The following is a 17792-nucleotide window of genomic DNA, read 5'->3' as shown; positions in this document are numbered from 1 at the left end:
GATTTTTATACCGAGCGGTAACGTAAGTGACCGCACGCGCGCTGTCCACCCTCGCCCGCTCAAATTATATTTGCGGCACGCAAAGCCGAAATCGCGTCGGCGTCATAGCCGATCTCGGTCAGGATCGCGTCGCTGTGCTCACCCAGCCGTGGCGCCCGCTTCGCGGCGACTTTCTCGCTTTCCGACAGGCGGATCGGTGCGCGGATGACGGGCACCTCGCCCGGCGCGCCTGGATAGGCGACGGGTTCGACGAGCCGCATCGCCGCAACCTGCGGCTCTGCCAGCGCTTCGCCCGCGCGCAGCACAGGCGCCGCCGGCACGCGCGCCTCGGCCAGTTCGGCAATCGCATCCGCACTCGTCCGGTCGATGCACCAGCGCTGCATGATCGCGCTCAACGCTTCGCCATTGTCGCCGCGCAATATGTCGCTGGCATAGCGCGGATCGTCGACCAGTTCGGGCCGCCCAACCAGCGCAGCCCAGCGCGCGAAGATGCCGTTGCCGACGATCTGCGTGACGATCCACCCGTCGCGCGTGCGAAACAGGTCGGTCGGCGCCGAGCTGAAGCTGCGGTTGCCGATCGGCTGGCGCTCGATGCCGTTCAGCGCATGGTCGATGGTGAGCGCATTCGACAGCGCAAGCGCGGTGCCGAGCAGCGATCCCGACACGCATTGCCCCCGGCCTGTCATCTCGCGCTCGCGCAGCGCGAGCAGGATGCCGAAGGCGCAGTGGAGCGCGGTGCCGAAATCGACATAATTGACCTGCGCGCGATAGGGTTGATCGGGCGTGCCTGTGAGATGCACCGCCCCCGACATCGCCTGCCCCACCGCGTCGAAGCCGACGCGATGCGCCAGCGGCCCTTCGCTGCCAAAGGCCGAAGCGGTCGCCAGGATGACGCGCGGGTTGATCGCCGACAGGCTGTCATAATCGAGCCCCAGCCTGGCCAGCGCCTCGTGCGGCAGGTTGGCGACGACCACATCAGCGGTTCCGACCAGCCGGCGCACGATCTCGCGCCCCTCCGGGCTGCCCGGTTTCAGCGTCAGGCAACGCTTGGCGCGGTTCATCTGCATGAACATCGCGCCCGACCCATCTTCGGCGACAGGCACCGTGAAGCGATCGTCATTGCCGCCCGGCGCCTCGATACGGATGACATCGGCGCCATAATCGGCGAGCAGCGCGGCACAATAGGGACCGGCGATATAGCGGCCGAAATCGAGCACCCTTATTCCCGTCAGCGGCACGCCATCCCCTCCCCGTTTTGCATCTGTCCACCGGGCTAGCAGCCGCCCGTCGAGCCTGCCAGTGGCTTCGTCGAAAGCCGTCGCTTGCAAGTTCACGTGCCGACCATATGGTCGGCACATAATTTCAAACGGGGATAATATCATGGCGCGCTTCGCTCTCGCCCTTGCGGCGACTCTGGCTTGTTCGACCTCGGTCTGGGCGCAGAGCGCGCCCGTTCCGACCGCCGAGACCAAAGACGATAAATGGGACGTCAACGCCCCGCCGGGCATGGCAACCCGTAAAGTCCCGATTGCGGTTGACGAAGGCAGCTGGATGAACGTCGACGTCGCCCCCGACGGTCGCACCATCGCCTTCGACCTTTTGGGCGACATCTATATGATGCCGATCGAGGGCGGCACGCCAACGCGCATCGCCGAGGGACTCGCCTATGAGCATCAGCCGCGCTTTTCGCCCGACGGGACGCGCATCGCCTTTGTCTCCGACCGCGGCGGCGGCGACAATATCTGGATCATGAACCGCGACGGCAGCGACAAAAGGCAGGTGTCGAAAGAGGATTTCCGCCTGCTCAATCAGCCAAGCTGGTCACCCGACGGGCAATTCCTCGTCGCCAAAAAACATTTCACCACCGGCCGTTCGCTCGGCACGGGCGAGGTGTGGATCTATCATGTGTCGGGCGGCGCGGGGGTGCCGCTGGTCAAGAAACCGAATGAGCGGCATCAGAAAGAACTCGGCGAACCCATTTTCGCGCCCGACGGCAAGAGCGTCTATTACACGCGCAATGTCACGCCGGGGCCGATCTTCGAATATGCGCAGGACAGCAACACCGACCTGTTCCACATCGAACGCTACAACCTCGAGGATGGCAGCATAAGCACCGCGGCGTCCGGCAACGGCGGGGCGGTGCGCCCGACCCCGTCGCCCGACGGCAAGCGCCTTGCCTTCGTGCGGCGCGAGGGCGCGCTGTCCAAACTTTATGTCAAGGATCTCGCGTCGGGCGCCGAAACCAGGATTTACGACGCGCTCGACCAGGATGTGCAGGAAACCTGGGCGGTCACGGGCGTCTATCCGAACATGGCGTGGACTCCCGACAGCCGCGACATCCTTTTCTGGGCGGGCGGCAAGCTGCGCCGCGTCGGCGCGAGCGGCGGCGAGGCGCGCATCATCCCGTTCAGCGTCGACGACGACCGCGTGATCGTCGATGCGATTCATCCGGCGGTCGAGGTCGCTCCCGACAGCTTCACCACCAGAATGCCGCGCTGGGCCGAAGTGTCGCCCGACGGACGCAGCATCGTCTTCGAGACGCTTGGCAAGCTGTGGGTCAAGCCCGCCACCGGCGGCACCGCGCGGCGGCTCACCTCGGCGAAGGATGCGGCGATGGAAGCGTGGCCGAGTTGGTCGCGCGATGGCAAGTCGATCGTCTTCGTGCGCTGGACCGATGCAGGACTTGGCGAAATCCATGTGACGGGCGCCAACGGGGGAAGTTCGCGCAAGGTGACGGCGACGCCCGGCCACTATGCCGAACCGCGCTTCTCGCCGGACGGCCAGACGATCGTTTTTGAACGGCGCGGCGGCGGCGGGCTGGTTTCGGCGCGCTGGGGCGAGAATCCCGGCGTCTATCGCATCGCGGCGTCCGGCGGTGCCGCCCAACGGATCAGCCGCGACGGGGCGAAACCGCAGTTCGGCTCAGCCAACGACCGCGTCTTCATGGTCACCGCCGCCGATGGCAAAAGTCAGCTCGTGAGCACCGACCTGAGCGGCGAGGACAAGCGCGTCCATGCCAGTGGAGAGCTCGTCAGCGACTATGAAATATCGCCCGACGGCCGCACCCTCGCCTTCCGGCAGAATTACGACGCCTATGTCACGCCGCTGATGCCCGGCGGACAGGACGTGTCGCTCGGCACCAGGAGCGGCGCGCTGCCGGTAACGCGCGTGTCGGGCAGCGGCGCCGACTATATCCACTGGTCGGACGGCGGCCGCCGCTTCTACTGGAGCCGCGGCGCGACGCTGTTCAGCGCCGATCTGGCGAGCCTGTTCGCCAATGCCCCAACCGACGACAAGGCGCCGAAGTTCACGCCGCCGACCGACGGCGTGTCACTCGCGATGACACAGGCGGCCGCGAAACATAAGGGCACGGTGCTCATCACCGGAGCAAAGATCGTCACCATGGCCGACAAGGACGGCGGCGTGATCGAAAATGGCGCGATCCTGATCGAAAACGACCGCATCGCCGCGGTCGGTCCGGCGGGCGCAATCACCGTCCCCGCGGGCGCGGTGACGGTCGACGCCGCCGGCAAGACGATCATCCCCGGCTTCGTCGACGCCCATGCGCATGGCCCGCATGGCGCCGACGAGCTGGTGCCGCAGCAGAACTGGTCGGAAATCGTCAATCTGGCGATGGGCACGACGACCAGCCACAACCCCTCGTCGCGCGCGTCGGAAATCTTCGTCTCGTCCGAAATGCAGCGCGCGGGGCTGATCCTCGCCCCGCGCATCTTTTCGACGGGCGAGATCATCTATGGCGCGAAGGCGGCGGGCATCTATGCCGAAATCAACGGCTATGACGACGCGCTCGCGCATGTCCGGCGGCTGAAGGCGCAGGGCGCGCACAGCGTCAAGAATTACAACCAGCCGCGGCGCGACCAGCGGCAGATGGTCGTCAAGGCGGCGCAGGCCGAGGGACTGACCGTCGTGCCCGAGGGCGGCTCGCTCTACACGATGGACGTCTCGCTCATCCAGGACGGCAATTCGACCGTCGAGCACAATATCCCGCTCCACGTCTTCTACAGCGATCTCGTGCAGCTGTGGGGGCAGACCAAGGTCGATTATACGCCGACACTCGTCGTCACCTATGGCGGCCCCGCGGGCGATCCCTATTGGCGCGCGCATACCAATGTGTGGGAGCATCCGATCCTGACGAAGCATATTCCGCCGACCGAACTCGCCGCGAACAACAAGCGCCGCGTAATCGCGCCCGAAAGCGACTATGTCGACGACGATGCCGCGCGCCAGGCCGGAAAAATCGCCGCGGCGGGGCGCATGGTATCGATCGGTGCGCATGGCCAGCAGGCGGGCCTTGGCGCGCATTGGGAAATATGGTCGTTCGTGCGCGGCGGCTGGAGCAACATCGACGCGCTGCGCGCCGCGACGATCATGCCCGCGACCTCGCTCGGCTATGCAAGGGATGTGGGATCGCTCGAGGCCGGCAAGCTCGCCGACCTGCTCATCCTCGACGCCGACCCCACCGAAAACATCCGCAATACCGAGAAGATCCACCGCGTCATGCTCGGCGGGCGGCTTTACGACCCACTGACGATGAACGAGGCGGAAACCGGCGACCGCAAGCGTCAGCCCTATTGGTGGGAAGCCGAAAGGCCCTGATCGCCGTCCGGTCCGTCCTTTTTTGTGACCAGAGGGTTGCAACAAGGACGGACCGCCGCTAGGGGCTTCTCCTCTCAGCGAGGAGAGTTGGCTGAGTGGTCGAAAGCGTCGCACTCGAAATGCGAAGTGCCCGCAAGGGTACCGAGGGTTCGAATCCCTCACTCTCCTCCATTTTCACATTTTGACGCCTGCCCGCCCATTTGGAAAAATCCTGGGATTTTCCGGGCGTTTCTGGTGATGCACCCCTTATTGTTACCAGTCAGAGGTAGAGTCTGGCTCCTTCATGATGGTTGGTTGATGGGATGGCAATAGGTGTTTGGTCCCGGTGTTTGATGGTGCATTGTCGGCGCAAGCCTGGAAGGATGCACTATGGGACAGATTTTACACGGGAGCGCCCGCACGACAGCGGCAGTCCGTCGAGCGATACAACATAGTCAAGAGAGCCTGAGGGCTCTGGCCCAGCGCTACGGGATCAACCAGAAGACCGTCGCCAAGTGGAAGAAGCGCACGGCGATCGAGGATCTGCCAACCGGCCCGAAGGATGCTCATTCGACGGTGCTGAGCATCGAGGAGGAGGCGATCATCGTTGCCTTCCGCAAGCACACGCTGCTGCCGCTGGATGACTGCCTTTACGCCCTGCAGGCGACGATCCCGCACCCCCGCCTTCGCGGGGGCAGGCTCTGACCCGCTCGTCGCTGCATCGCTGCCTGCAACGGCATAGGATCAGCCGACTGCCCGAAGTGACGGGAGACAAGGAACCGAAGCGCAAGTTCAAGACCTACCCGATCGGTTACTTCCACATCGACATCGCCGAGGTGCAGACCGCCGAAGGCAAGCTGCGCCTGTTCGTGGCGATCGACCGGACGAGCAAGTTCTGATCTTCCCCCGGTTGCGCGGACACCGATGAACGGCTCATTGGAGCGAGGAGGTGTAAGATGGCGAAGGTTGGGAAGCGATATTTCACAGACGAGTTCAAGCGCGAGGCTGTGACGCTGTGGGAGACGAGCGGTCGGATGCAGACCGACGTTGCGCGTGAGCTGGGGATCATGCCGACGATGTTGAGGCGCTGGCAGCGGGCACTGGAGATCAAGGGGACAGTGCCTGCGGCGAAGCCGCTATCATCGCCGATGGCGTCGCCGGCGGATCAGGCGTCGGAGATTGCCAGGCTGCGCCGCGAACTCGATCGCACGCGCATGGAGCGCGACATTCTGAAAAAAGCGGTCGGCATTTGCGCGGAGATGCCACGGTGAAGTTCCAGTTCATCCGCGCCCATGCTGGCACCTGGCCGGTCAGCGTCATGTGCCGCATGCTCGGTGTGTCGCGCAGCGGCTATTACGATTGGCGCGATCGGCCGCCGAGTATGCGCACGACGGCGAACACCGTGTTGCTCGGCGATATCCGTCGGATCCAGGCGCGGCATTCCGGGCGATACGGCAGTCCCCGGATGCATGCCGCGCTGCGCGCGGAAGGGCGCGGCTGCAGCCGCGGTCGTGTCGAGCGGCTGATGCGCCGCCACGGCATCCGTGCGCTTGCCGGTCGCCGCTTTCGGCCCTCGACGACCGACAGCCGCCATTACCTGCCGATCGCGCCGAACCTGCTCGCGCAGCGCTTCGAAGCCACGGCGCCGAACCGCGTGTGGCTGGCCGATATCAGCTATATCCCGACCGGCGAAGGCTGGCTGTATCTGGCCGCCGTGCTCGATCTGGCGACTCGCAAGATCGTGGGCTGGGCGATGCGGGATCACATGCGCACCGAACTGACGCTCGCTGCGTTGATGATGGCCGCCCAACGGCAGCGACCGCTACGCGGACTCGTGCATCACTCCGATCGCGGATCGCAATATGCCGCCGGGGCTTATGTCGATCAACTCACTGCGATCGGCGCGACCGCGTCGATGAGCCGCACTGGGAACTGTTACGACAACGCGCCGATGGAGAGCTTCTTCCATACGCTGAAGGTCGAACTGGTCCATCAATGCCGCTGGGCAACGCATCTCGAAGCCCGGCAGGCTCTGTTCGGATATATCGAAGGCTATTATAATCGGAACCGCATGCACTCGGCCCTCGGGTATCTCACCCCCGAACAGGCCGAGCAACGCATGACGGGCTAACCCTGGTGTCCGCGCAACCGGGGGAAGATCATTTGCGACAGAGGAGAATCGTTGCGTCATAATCCATTCGTTACCTCGCTCTCCGAGGAAAGCTCGCAAAATCTACCGCTAGTGGCGTGGTGACCCCGGCGTGATTCGAACACGCGACATTCGGTTTAGAAGACCGATGCTCTATCCAGCTGAGCTACGGGGCCCCAATACGGTTCGCTACACGGTTCGCTGGCAGACCGGCAACGGCTAACCTACAATACTCCCATCCCTTTCGCGGCCCAGACCCTCCGCTTAGAAGGCGGGTGCTCTATCCAGCTGAGCTACGGGCGCGCAGAGCCGGGTATCGACGGTTGCGCGAATAGCGTGGTTTGCGCGGGCTGCAAAGCAGGTTAAGCAGCGCGTCGATGACCGACACGCCCAGCCACCCGCCCCCGCCCGTTCATGCGAACGCCGCGAGCGTGCGCCATTTCCGCTATTACGATCTGTTGATGGCGGCCTTTGTCGCCATCCTGCTGTTGTCCAACATCATCGGTGCCTCGAAACCGAGCTATGTCGTGTTGCCGGGCGGCAGCGAATGGGCGTTCGGCGCCGGGGTGCTCTTCTTTCCGATCAGCTACATCATCGGCGACGTGCTGACCGAGGTTTACGGCTATGCGCGCGCGCGGCGGGTGATCTGGACGGGCTTTGCCGCGCTCGCCTTCATGGCGTTCATGGCATGGGCGGTCGTGGCGCTGCCGCCTGCCGACGGCTGGCCGGGTCAGGAAGCCTATGAGTTCGTGTTCGGCAACAGCTGGCGTATTGTGCTTGCCTCGATGACCGCCTTCTGGGTCGGCGAGTTCGCCAACGCCTATGTCCTGGCGCGAATGAAGCTGTGGACCCGCGGACGCTTCCTGTGGATGCGCACCATTGGTTCGACCGTGGTGGGTCAGGGTCTCGACAGCCTGATTTTCTATCCGCTCGCCTTTTACGGGCTTGCCGGCTGGCCGCCCGAACAGCTTTATCAGGTCGTGCTGTCGCAATGGCTGATCAAAACATTGTGGGAAGCGGCGCTGACGCCGGTAACCTATGTCGTGGTTGGCGCGTTGAAGCGACGCGAAGGTGTCGACGTGTTCGACGAAGGCACCGATTTCACGCCCTTTGCCGCCAAGGTTTGACCCCACATGACGCTGATCGAGATTGCCGCGCTGTTCGTCGAGCGAAAGATGTGGATCGTGGCCGCGACCGATCTCAGCAAGGATGCGCTGCACATCTATTTCGGGCTGGCATTGTTTCTGCTCGTGCGTCTTGCATGGCGCGGCCGCGGCGGCTGGATCGCCGCGTGGCTTGCGGTGCTGGCGCTGGCGTGCGGTGGCGAGGCTCTCGACCTGGTCGTCGAATATGGCGCGGCAAGGGTCCAGCCCGACGATGCACACTGGCACGACATCTGGAACACGATGTTCTGGCCGACGGTGCTGGCGCTCGTCGGGCGCTGGCTGCCGCGACCCGATGCGGCGTCAGACCAGGGCGCCGCCCCCGAGCCTTCAGGCGAGGACGCCGAGCGCCGCTTCGAACAGGCGTAGCCCGTCGGTGCCGCCGTGCGCGCGGTCGATCGCGCGTTCGGGGTGCGGCATCATGCCGAGCACATTGCCCGCATCGCTCAGCACGCCCGCGATGTCGCGCGCCGACCCGTTGACGCTGTCCAGATAGCGAAAGGCGACGCGGCCTTCGCCCTCGATTCGGTCGAGCGTGCCCTCGTCGGCGAAATAATTGCCGTCATGGTGCGCGACCGGAATGTGGATTTCCTCACCCGAATTGTAGCTGGCGGTGAACAGCGACTGGCTGTTCTCGACCTTGAGCGGCACGGTGCGGCACACGAAGTTGAGCCCCGCGTTGCGCATCAGCGCGCCGGGGAGCAGCCCCGCTTCGGTCAGCACCTGGAAGCCGTTGCAGACGCCGAGCACAGGAACGCCGCGGCCCGCAGCCTCGGCGACCGCGCGCAGGATCGGCGAGCGCGCCGCCATCGCTCCCGAGCGAAGGTAATCGCCATAGGAAAAGCCGCCGGGCAGCGCGATGAAATCGGTGCCGGCGGGCAACTCGCTCTCGCGGTGCCAGACCATCGCGGGCGCCTTGCCCGTGACCGTTTCGAGCGCGACGGCCATGTCGCGGTCGCAGTTGGAGCCGGGAAAGACGATGACGGCGGTCTTCATGGGACAGGCTCCTAAGGCTTGGGATCAGGCGCGTTCGATGCGGTAGTTTTCGATCACCGTGTTCGCGAGCAGCCTGGCGCACATCGCGTCGAGATCGGCATCGCTCGTGCCGTCAGCGACGTCGAGTTCGATGAAGCGGCCCGCGCGGACGTCGGCGACGCCCTTAAAGCCCAGCCCTTCGAGCGCATGGTGGATCGCCTTGCCCTGCGGATCGAGCACCCCCGGCTTGAGCGTCACATAGACATTCACTTTCATGGGGGCGGACCTTTACGCGGGATGGGGTGACGATGCGCGCGCCTATGCCCGCGAATCGCTTTTCGGGCAAGGGCCGTGCCCGCGAAAAATATGCTTTTCCGGATTGCGAACCACTCGCATCTTTCTTGTTGCGAATCCGTCGCACTATCCCTAAATCGGGGTTGTTGAGAAGGATTCGCACATGGTCGTCTGTGTCTGCAACGCAATAAGGGAAAGCCAGCTGCGCGACGTCGCGCGGAATGGCGGGTTGCGGTGCGCGAAGGCGGCCTATGCGCAATTGGGTCGCAAACCCAAGTGCGGCCAGTGCCTGTCATTCGCTCGCAATATCATCAGCGACGCGACCGCAGCCGCCTGATTTTTCGCAGATTTCTGCCATTTTCACCCTTGGCCTGGCGGTGTCCGGGGCGGTATAATGCCGCCACTCCCACACAGCAGAAAATGACAGGACTGACACCATGAAGGGCGACGAAAAGGTCATCGACTTCCTCAACGAAGCGCTCAAGAACGAGCTGACCGCGATCAACCAATATTGGCTGCATTACCGGATGCTCGACAATTGGGGCGTCGCGCGCCTCGCGCATTTCGAGCGCGAAGAATCGATCGACGAGATGAAGCACGCCGACAAGCTGGCCGACCGCATCCTCTTTCTGGGCGGCCTCCCCAATTTCCAGCTGCTCGGCCGCCTGCGCGTCGGCGAGACGGTCGAGGAAATACTGAAGGCGGACCTTGCGCTCGAGGAAGAGGCGATCCCGCTGCTCAAGGATGCGATCGCGCATTCGGAAAGCGTGCGCGACTATGTGAGCCGCGATCTGTTCGCCGACATCCTCGAAAGCGAGGAGCATCATGTCGACGAGCTGGAGAAGCAGTTCGAGATGATCGAGCGGATGGGCATCGAAAATTATATCCAGCTCCAGTCGAAGCCTGCGGGCGACGATTGATCCGAATCTGTCATCCCGGCGAAGGCCGGGATCTCGCCGGTGCGGTAAACCGATAGGATGAGATCCCGGCCTTCGCCGGGATGACATGGCAGGAAAACCATGCTTTTCAGGGGCGCTTTCGGGCGCCTCTTTTTTCGCTTGTAATTGCGATTAATTCTCAATAGCACAGTCGAGCAGTCCCCTCCTGCCGGCCGCTGCATCTTCAAGCTGCGACAAGGCGGCCGGCATCTTTTTCCGCCGGGGCGCAAAGCGGACCCGCGGACTTTACGGGCCGGAAGAGAGGATGTCATGCAAAGCCGCACGCTGATCCGCCAACTTGCCGAGCAGCCGCTGGTGCGCGACGTGTCGGTCGATGCCGCGCAGGCGGTGCTCGCCTTGCGCTATTCGATCCTCTGCCGCCGCAGCGGCCACGACCCGATGCCCGAACTCGAACGGCGCTGGGGCAATATCCTGGCGGCGCGCCGCTTCCGGCTGGTGGTCGAGGCGATCGCGCATGTCTGGCCCGACCCCTTTGCCGTCGCGCCGCCCTGCTGTCCGCGGCTCAGTTTCGACGAGGCGCTGCTCGCCGCGATCGTCGGCGCCGCATCGCGCGGCGACCGCGTCGATTTCGACTGGCGAACCGCCGAAATGCTGGGCAGCGACGCGCGCGAAATGCTGTTCGCCGCGCTGGAGAATTTCATTCGGGCAAAGGCGCCGGGGCGGGTTTAGGCGGCGGTTTTGGGGTGGATTCCGGGCCTTCCCTTATCCGTCATCCCGGCGAAGGCCGGGATCTCGCCGGTGCGGCAAACCGATAGGGTGAGATCCCGGCCTTCGCCGGGATGACGATGGAATAAAGATCCGCAAATGGTCGGAATGCGGCATTCTATAACATTCGCGCAGAGGCAGCAGAGATCGCAGAGGAGAATGCGCTTCCACTCTGCGATCTCTGCGCCTCTGCGCGAATCCTGTTCCAACACGGCCCTTCGGGCAAACGGCCGCAAACGGTCGTCAGTGGACACCAACGCGCTATTTCCCCGCCTTGTCGCTCACCGCCTTGATCACCAGCGCCTTGTCGTCGGTCAGATAGCGCTGCGCGAGCGCCTGCAACTCGGCGGGCGTCGCGGCCTCGACCTCGGCGATGCCATTGCGGCTGCGGTCGAGCCGGTCGGCCTGGCTGGTCGCTTCGGCGACATAGTTCAGCCAGTAGCTGTTCTCGCGCCGCGCCTTGGTCATCGCCTCGACCAGCGGACGCCGCGCGCGGTCGAGCATGTCGGGGTCGACGGGGGCGGCGCGCAATTCCCTGGCGATGGCAAAGATCGCCGCGCGCGTCGTCGCCAGATCCTGGTAATCGACATTGCTCGCGGCAAAGAGGTGGCCATAGCCCGGAAACTCGTCCGACAGGCTGGCTGCGGCGCCGGGGCTGTAGCTTTCGCCGAGCCGTTCGCGCAGTTCCTCGGTGAGCTTCAGCTGCATCACGCGCGCGAGCAGGTTTAGCCGCATCGCTTCGGCCAGGTCGCTGTCGTCGCGGGCGGGCCAATAAACGCGCAGTTCCGCCTGTTCGGCGGGCCCCTTGTGGATCAGCGTGCGCTCGCTGCGGTCGGCGGCATAGTCGCGGATGCGCGCGTCGGTGCGCGGGTCGAAGGCGGCGCGGCGCGGCGGCAGCGCGCCAAAGGTCGCGGCGATGGCGTCGATCGCCGCCTGCTCGCTGATGTCGCCGACGACGCCGATCTCGATCGCCCCGTGCGCCAGGCTGTCGGCGATCACGGGTTTGAGCTGCGCCCAGTCGAGCGCCATCAGTTTTTCGAGCGGTGGGGTCTGCGCGCGCGGATCGTCGTTGGCGAGGATGCCGCCCGCATCGCGGGCGATCACCGCCGCCGGGCTCGCGTCGTTCGCGGCATATTGCTGCGGCAGCACGCGGCGGATGAGCGCGAGCCCGTCGGCGCGATAGCCGGGATGCGTGAGATAGGCGGCGAGCAGCTGCGCCTGAAGCATGAAGTCCTCGGGCGAGGTCGTCGCCGTGCCGCCGAAGGCGTCGATCGCGGCGCCGAAGGCGGGGGTGACCGTCCGCCCCGCGAGCACGCTCCGCAGATCGTCGACGCTATGCGCCTCCAGCCCGCCGAGCATGAACGAGTTGGCGAGCGCAACGCGCGTCGGATCGTCGCGCGTCGCGAGCAGCGTCCCGCCGTCGACGCGCAGCGACAGCAGCACGCGATCCTTCTGGAAATCGGTCGTCTTGATGTTGAGCATCACATTATTGGCAAAGCGGACGCGGCGGATGCCCAGATCCTCGATCCGGTCATCGGCGACGATCGCGCCCGGCGTGCCGAAATCATCATAGGCAAAGGCGGCGCTCGCGGCCTCGGCGGGCGGCGCGACCGCGACCTGCATCGAGGATTGCAGGCTGGCGAGGATCGTATCGGCCCCACCCGCGATCGGCGCCTTGGCCGTCACGCGCACGAGCGGCGCGCTCAGCCCCGCCATCCGCTTGCGGAACGCGGCGGTGACCGCGGCGGCGTCAAGCGAGGGCGCCACCGCCTCGAACAGCGCCAGGCGCGTTTCGGGGCGGGTGAAGACCGCCTCGCCCTTCGCCGCGACGACCAGCGCGTCGGCCAGCGCCTCGCTGCGGCGCGTCGCCGCGCCGGCGACCGCGTTGCGCAGCGCCGTGCGCTGATTGGCGAGCTGTTCGGCGACCTCGGCCGCGGTAAAGCCATATTCGATCGCGCGGCGGCGCTCCTGCTCGACGAGCGTGAGCGCTTCCCGCCACGCGCCTTCCTTTGCCACCGCGCCGATCGTCACCTGATCGAAAACCTTCCAGCCGTTCGCGTCCGACAGCGCACCGCCGAGGATCGGCGAGTCTTCGCGCAGCGCGATCTTGGCGAGGCGGCGGCTGACGATCGCCTCGCCGATATTTTCGGCAAGCAGGCGCGCGCGTTTCGCCCTGGTGTCGGGTTCGTCGATCCAGGGCCGGAAGGCGGCGAGCGTCACCGAATCCTGGATCGCGGGATCGACAAAAACGTCGGCGGCGACTGCGCGCGCATAATCTATTGTCCCGATGTCGGGATCGGCGCCTGCCGCGCCCTTCCCCCTCCAGTCGGCAAAGCGCGCCTTGATCTTCGCCTCGACCGCCGTTGGGTCGAAATCGCCGACCATCACCAATGTCGCACGCTCGGGCCGGTAATAGCGTTCGTACAGATCGCGCAGGCGCGATGCGGGCGCCGTGCGGATCACCTCTTCGGTGCCGATGGGCAGGCGATCCGCGACAATCATCCCCTGCATCTGGAAAGCGAGCTGGTCGACGAGGCTGCGGAGCTGATAGGTGTCGCGCGCGCGCCGTTCGGAAAGGATGATGCCGCGTTCGCGGTCGACCGCGGCGGGGTCGATCGTCAGCTCGCTCGCGGTTTCGCGCATCAGCATCAGCCCGGTGTCGATCAAATCGTCCGAAGCGTTGGGCAGGTCGAGCTTGTAGATCGTCTCGTCGAACCCGGTCGAGGCGTTGGTGTCGGCGCCGAACGCCAGCCCCTTGCGCTCGAGCAGCTTGATCATCTCGCCCTCGGGCACATGGGTCGAGCCGTTGAACGCCATATGTTCAAGGAAATGGGCCAGCCCGCGCTGGTCCTCGGCCTCGGCAAAGCTGCCGACGTCAAAGCGCATCCGGATGACGACGCTGTCCCTGGGCGTGCTGTTTTTGAGCAAGGCGTATTTCATGCCGTTGGGGAGGACGCCGAATATCGTTTCGGGGTCGACCGGCACGTCGCTGGCAGCAAAGTTCCAGGCCTTTGCGGCGTCGCTTTGCGGGTTGATCGCGGCGGCGGCGGCGGGCTTATCCGCCTCTTTGGCAAGCAGCGGCGCGGAGCAGACGGCAAGAAGGGCGAAGGGCGACAGCGCGGTGGCGGCGCGCCGGAGGATAGAGCTGGTCATTCGGCCGTTCTGGCGATCATTGCGCCCGCGTCAAGGCGGAGGCCTTGGCAACGATCGTGAACCTATTTCCTATCGTCATCCCGGCGAAGGCCGGGATCTCACCCGATAGGGTTTCAGCACCGGCGAGATCCCGGCCTTCGCCGGGATGACGGATAAGGAAGGTTCAGCCCTTTTTCTTGCGGTGGCTTTCGAGGTCGAGCACCGCATTGTCGCCGCCTTCGGGCAGCAGGCCGAGGCGGCGCGCGACCTCCTGATAGGCTTCGACCTCGCCGCCGAGGTCGCGGCGGAAGCGATCCTTGTCGAGCTTTTCGTTCGTCGACATGTCCCACAGGCGGCAACCGTCGGGACTGATCTCGTCGGCGAGGATGATGCGGCTGAAATCGCCGTCATAAAGCCGCCCGAACTCGAGCTTGAAGTCGATCAGGCGAATGCCGACCGCAGCGAACATGCCGCTCATGAAGTCGTTGATGCGGATCGCCATGTCCTGAATGTCGTGCAGCTCGTCCTGGCTGCACCAGTTGAAGCAGGCGATATGCTCCTCGGCGACGAGCGGATCGCCGAGCGCGTCGTCCTTGTAGCAATATTCGATGAGGGTGCGCGGAAGCTGCGTCCCTTCCTCGAGCCCCAACCGCTTCGCGAGCGTGCCCGCGGCGACATTGCGCACGATCACCTCGATCGGCACGATCTCGACCTGGCGGATCAGCTGTTCGCGCATGTTGAGGCGGCGGATGAAGTGCGTCGGCACGCCGATATTGCCGAGCAGGGTAAAGACATGCTCCGAAATCCGGTTGTTGAGCACGCCCTTGCCGTTGATCGTCCCTCGTTTCTGCGCGTTGAACGCGGTGGCGTCGTCCTTGAAATACTGGATTAGCGTGCCCGGTTCGGGGCCTTCGTACAGGATCTTGGCTTTGCCTTCGTAGATCTGGCGGCGACGGGCCATGGCGGTCAACTTTCTGTCGGAACCAAATGATTGACCCCGGCGGGAACGACTCATGGACGAGGCGCGGCGCCGGGGCGGTCGGGCGGCCTATAGCGGCAAAGGCCGGGCGCGTCATCAGTCACGTCGCCGATGATCCTCCCTGTCGCGAAGCGATGGGGAGGATACATCCTTACGTTTACGTAAAGTGCTTGCACTCCGCGCCATCGCTTGCGACGCTATGCCAAAATCAAGGAGAGAGATGGATGAGCTTCGACCAGATTCGCCTCGACCGCCACGAAGGCATCGCACTGCTGACCTTGCACCGGCCCGAGCGGATGAACGCCTTCACCACCGAAATGATGCTGGAGATCGTCGCCGCGCTCGACGAATGCGACGCTGACGATGGCGTGCGCGCGGTGATCTTCACCGGGTCGGGCGAGAAGGCCTATTGCGCCGGCGCCGATCTGGGCCAGGGCGCCGCGACCTTCGATTATGACAAGCGCACCGACAAACGGGCGGTGCTGCCCGATGGCACGGCGGCAAGCCCCGTCGGCGAAGACGGCACGATCGACTGGTCGCACCCGCTGATCCGCGATTCGGGCGGGCGCGTGTCGATGCGCATCTTCGACTGCAAGAAACCCGTGCTGGGCGCGATCAACGGCGCCGCGGTCGGCATCGGCGCGACGATGACGCTGTCGATGGACGCGCGGCTGGCGAGCGACACCGCGCGCTATGGCTTTGTCTTTGCGCGACGCGGTATCGTCCCCGAAGCGGCGTCGAGCTGGTTCCTGCCGCGTCTCGTCGGCATCCAGACCGCGGTCGACTGGTGCTTTTCGGGTCGGCTGATCCCTGCCGACGAAGCGCATGAAAAGGGCCTCGTCCAGTCGGTCCACGCGCCCGGCGAGCTGGTCGACGCCGCGATCGCCAAGGCGCGCGAGCTGACCGATCACAGCGCGCCGGTGTCGGTCGCGCTGACGCGCCACATGCTGTGGCGGATGCTCGGCGCGCCGCACCCGATGAGCGCGCACCGCTGGGACAGCCGCGCGATCTTCGCGCGCGGGCGCAGCCCCGACGCCGCCGAAGGCGTGTCGAGCTTCCTCGAAAAGCGGCCCGCCCGCTTCACGGCGAGCGTCGCGAACGATTACCCCTGGTTTGCCGAGTTCGAGGATACACCGCCCTATAGCTAGGCTGCGTCGAACGTCCGCCGCCCGCGCGTCGCCGTCATGCTGTGTGTGCCCTTCAGCGCAGGCGAACGGGTGCGGATCGTTTCGACATTGTGCCAGTGCGCGGTCACGCGCTCGCGCCTCAGTTGCACCGTCACATAGCCGCGGTCCTCGGTATTCGCCCATTTGAGCTGCGGCGACGAACGGCGGAGCGCGGCGACGCGCACCTCGTCGCTGATGCCGGGGATATAGGCCTCGAAACCCGGCGAGGTCACGCTTTGCCCCGCGATCTCGATGCCCGCGGGGCGGCCATCCTCCTCAAGGTCGAAGGCCCAGGCGTTGTGCGTGTCGCCGGTCAATGTGACCAGATCGGCATCGGCGCGCTGCGCGGCGGCGAGCAGGCGCGAACGCGCGGCGGGATAGCCGTCCCAGGCGTCGAGGTTGAGCGGCAGCCCCGCCTTCGCCGCCAGCTGTCCCGTTTCGACGCGGCGGCGGACATAGTCGGGCTGGTCGCCCGCGAACCAGTCGCGCGTTTCGGGCGGCGAGAAGAGACTGCCCATCACGACCTGCTGCGCGCAGACCTGCCAGCGCGTTCCGGCCTTCGTCGATTGGGCGAAGCCCTCGAACAGCCAGTTTTCCTGTTCGGCGCCGAGCATCTGACGCGCGGGATCGCGATAGTCGGTTTCGGCAAACGTCTTGAGCCGCGCCGCCGGATCGCCGCCGCCGGCGATGATCTCGCCGAGCTCGAACTGGCGGTCGCGGCCGTTGACGCGCGTTTCAGGGAGGAAGATCGTCGCGAGGTCGCCGACCTGATAGTCGCGCCAGCGCGTGTCGGCGACGGGCATCCATTCGCGATAGACGCGCTCGGCCACCGCGGCGCGCGCCGCCCATTCGCCTTCGCCCTCATCATGGTTCTCGGCCCCGCCCTTCCACGCATCATTGGTGAATTCATGGTCGTCCCACTGCGCGATCATCGGAAAGAGCGCATGGAGCCGCTGGAGGTCGGGATCGGCGCGATAGGAGGCGTAGCGGAGGCGATAGTCGGCCAGGCTCACCATCTCGTGCGTCGGCTGGATCTCGCGGCCCGGCAGCGCCTGCCTGAGCGACGGATAATCGCCGACCGGATATTCATAGAGATAGTCGCCCGCGTGGACGATCAGATCGATGTCCTGTCGCGCGGCGGCATGGGCATAGGCGTTGAACCAGCCGAAGGGCAGGTTCGAGCAGGAAAAGAGCGCGAGCGTGAAGGCGCTCGTCGGCCCGGCGGGCAAGGTGCGCGTACGGCCGGTGGGCGACTTGCTGCCGTCGGGCGCGACGAAGCGGTAATAATAGCAGCGGCCGGGTTCGAGCCCGTCGACGGTGATTTTCGCGGTGTAATCGCGCTCGCCCGCCGCTGTCACGCTGCCGCCCCCGGCAACGCGCGCGAAGTCGGCGCTTTCGGACAGTTCGGCGGTGAGCTGCGCGTCGCTGGCGGCGGCGTAACGTGTCCACAGCAGCACCGAATGCGCGCTGGGCTCGCCGCTCGCGACGCCATGGGTAAAGCCCTGCGCCATCGCCGCGCGCGCGGCGCCGGGCAGCGCCAGCGCCGCGAGTCCCGCCGTGCCGAGCCGGATCAGCAGGCGCCGGTCGATCTCACCCCAGGCTGCGTGCATCCCATCCTCCTCCTCGCCATGAATTGCCCCCTGCCGCGTCTGTGCCCGCCGATTGTTACGGCTG

General features: G+C 65.4%; 14 protein-coding genes, 3 tRNA genes and 1 pseudogene. 10 read left to right on the top strand and 8 right to left on the bottom strand.

Annotation, left to right across the window (positions count from 1 at the left end; all coding sequences use genetic code 11):
• Positions 1-59: 59 nt before the first annotated feature.
• Positions 60-1334, bottom strand: coding sequence for a CaiB/BaiF CoA transferase family protein (locus SPYCA_RS05005; RefSeq protein ID WP_232003530.1), 1275 nt, complete (start codon positions 1332-1334; stop codon positions 60-62).
• A gap of 46 nt (positions 1335-1380) precedes the next feature.
• Here SPYCA_RS05005 and SPYCA_RS05000 point away from each other — a divergent pair, with 46 nt between their 5' ends.
• From SPYCA_RS05000 to SPYCA_RS04985, 4 genes and pseudogenes are all read left to right on the top strand, one after another.
• Positions 1381-4617 carry an amidohydrolase family protein gene (locus SPYCA_RS05000; protein ID WP_120219183.1) on the top strand — a complete coding sequence of 1079 codons (3237 nt, stop codon included), beginning with the start codon at positions 1381-1383 and terminating at the stop codon, positions 4615-4617.
• 81 nt (positions 4618-4698) lie between these two features.
• A tRNA-Ser gene (locus SPYCA_RS04995) sits at positions 4699-4788 on the top strand.
• A 198-nt stretch (positions 4789-4986) separates the two neighbouring features.
• Positions 4987-5492, top strand: a pseudogene (locus SPYCA_RS04990) (IS481 family transposase); the annotation flags it as partial.
• 60 nt (positions 5493-5552) lie between these two features.
• Positions 5553-6727, top strand: a protein-coding gene (locus tag SPYCA_RS04985; RefSeq protein WP_120219132.1) for an IS3 family transposase whose coding sequence is annotated in 2 segments (ribosomal slippage) — positions 5553-5838 and positions 5838-6727 — 1176 coding nt in all. Because the reading frame shifts where the segments join, the coding sequence is not laid out codon by codon here.
• Positions 6728-6844: 117 nt separating this feature from the next.
• Here SPYCA_RS04985 and SPYCA_RS04980 read toward each other — a convergent pair.
• Both SPYCA_RS04980 and SPYCA_RS04975 read right to left on the bottom strand, forming a co-directional pair.
• Positions 6845-6921, bottom strand: a tRNA-Arg gene (locus tag SPYCA_RS04980).
• Between the two features lie 26 nt (positions 6922-6947).
• Positions 6948-7043: transfer RNA gene (locus tag SPYCA_RS04975), tRNA-Arg, on the bottom strand.
• A gap of 79 nt (positions 7044-7122) precedes the next feature.
• Here SPYCA_RS04975 and SPYCA_RS04970 point away from each other — a divergent pair.
• Positions 7123-7872: a queuosine precursor transporter gene (locus tag SPYCA_RS04970; protein ID WP_120219182.1), complete on the top strand. Its 750-nt coding sequence runs from the start codon at positions 7123-7125 to the stop codon at positions 7870-7872.
• Positions 7873-7878: 6 nt separating this feature from the next.
• The gene (locus SPYCA_RS04965; RefSeq protein WP_120219181.1) at positions 7879-8277 is read left to right on the top strand and encodes a hypothetical protein; all 399 of its coding nucleotides are present in this window, start codon (positions 7879-7881) and stop codon (positions 8275-8277) included.
• Here SPYCA_RS04965 and purQ read toward each other — a convergent pair.
• Together purQ and purS are read right to left on the bottom strand one after the other, a co-directional pair.
• A complete protein-coding gene (purQ, locus tag SPYCA_RS04960) occupies positions 8239-8904 on the bottom strand; it encodes a phosphoribosylformylglycinamidine synthase subunit PurQ (protein ID WP_120219180.1) in 666 nt (221 codons plus the stop codon). The genes SPYCA_RS04965 and purQ overlap by 39 nt on opposite strands.
• 24 nt (positions 8905-8928) lie before the next feature.
• On the bottom strand, positions 8929-9159 hold the full coding sequence (gene purS / locus SPYCA_RS04955) for a phosphoribosylformylglycinamidine synthase subunit PurS (protein WP_120219179.1): 231 nt from the start codon (positions 9157-9159) through the stop codon (positions 8929-8931).
• A gap of 181 nt (positions 9160-9340) precedes the next feature.
• Between purS and SPYCA_RS04950 the strand changes: the two genes are divergently transcribed.
• The 3 genes from SPYCA_RS04950 (at position 9341) to SPYCA_RS04940 (ending at position 10805) form a co-directional block, all read left to right on the top strand.
• Complete coding sequence (locus SPYCA_RS04950; protein WP_120219178.1) at positions 9341-9514, top strand: (2Fe-2S)-binding protein; 174 nt, start codon at positions 9341-9343, stop codon at positions 9512-9514.
• 100 nt (positions 9515-9614) lie between these two features.
• Complete coding sequence (bfr, locus tag SPYCA_RS04945; RefSeq protein WP_011540899.1) at positions 9615-10097, top strand: bacterioferritin; 483 nt, start codon at positions 9615-9617, stop codon at positions 10095-10097.
• Between the two features lie 288 nt (positions 10098-10385).
• Complete coding sequence (locus tag SPYCA_RS04940) at positions 10386-10805, top strand: addiction module antidote protein (protein WP_120219177.1); 420 nt, start codon at positions 10386-10388, stop codon at positions 10803-10805.
• Between the two features lie 297 nt (positions 10806-11102).
• Here SPYCA_RS04940 and SPYCA_RS04935 read toward each other — a convergent pair whose 3' ends face one another.
• The gene (locus tag SPYCA_RS04935; RefSeq protein ID WP_120219176.1) at positions 11103-13994 is read right to left on the bottom strand and encodes a M16 family metallopeptidase; all 2892 of its coding nucleotides are present in this window, start codon (positions 13992-13994) and stop codon (positions 11103-11105) included.
• Positions 13995-14157: 163 nt separating this feature from the next.
• Positions 14158-14934 (bottom strand): phosphoribosylaminoimidazolesuccinocarboxamide synthase, encoded by a 777-nt coding sequence (gene purC / locus SPYCA_RS04930; protein ID WP_120219175.1) that lies wholly within the window; start codon positions 14932-14934, stop codon positions 14158-14160.
• A 242-nt stretch (positions 14935-15176) separates the two neighbouring features.
• On the opposite strand from purC, the gene SPYCA_RS04925 reads away from it, so the two are divergent.
• Positions 15177-16100 carry a crotonase/enoyl-CoA hydratase family protein gene (locus tag SPYCA_RS04925; protein ID WP_120219174.1) on the top strand — a complete coding sequence of 308 codons (924 nt, stop codon included), beginning with the start codon at positions 15177-15179 and terminating at the stop codon, positions 16098-16100.
• Here SPYCA_RS04925 and SPYCA_RS04920 read toward each other — a convergent pair.
• The gene (locus SPYCA_RS04920; protein ID WP_120219173.1) at positions 16097-17728 is read right to left on the bottom strand and encodes an alkaline phosphatase D family protein; all 1632 of its coding nucleotides are present in this window, start codon (positions 17726-17728) and stop codon (positions 16097-16099) included. The two genes, SPYCA_RS04925 and SPYCA_RS04920, sit on opposite strands and share 4 nt — an antisense overlap.
• Between the last annotated feature and the right edge of the window lie 64 nt (positions 17729-17792).

Source organism: Sphingopyxis sp. FD7, from assembly GCF_003609835.1.
GTDB lineage: Bacteria > Pseudomonadota > Alphaproteobacteria > Sphingomonadales > Sphingomonadaceae > Sphingopyxis.
The sequence above is the reverse complement of the archived record's forward strand: the minus strand, read 5'-3'. Positions and strand labels throughout refer to the sequence as shown.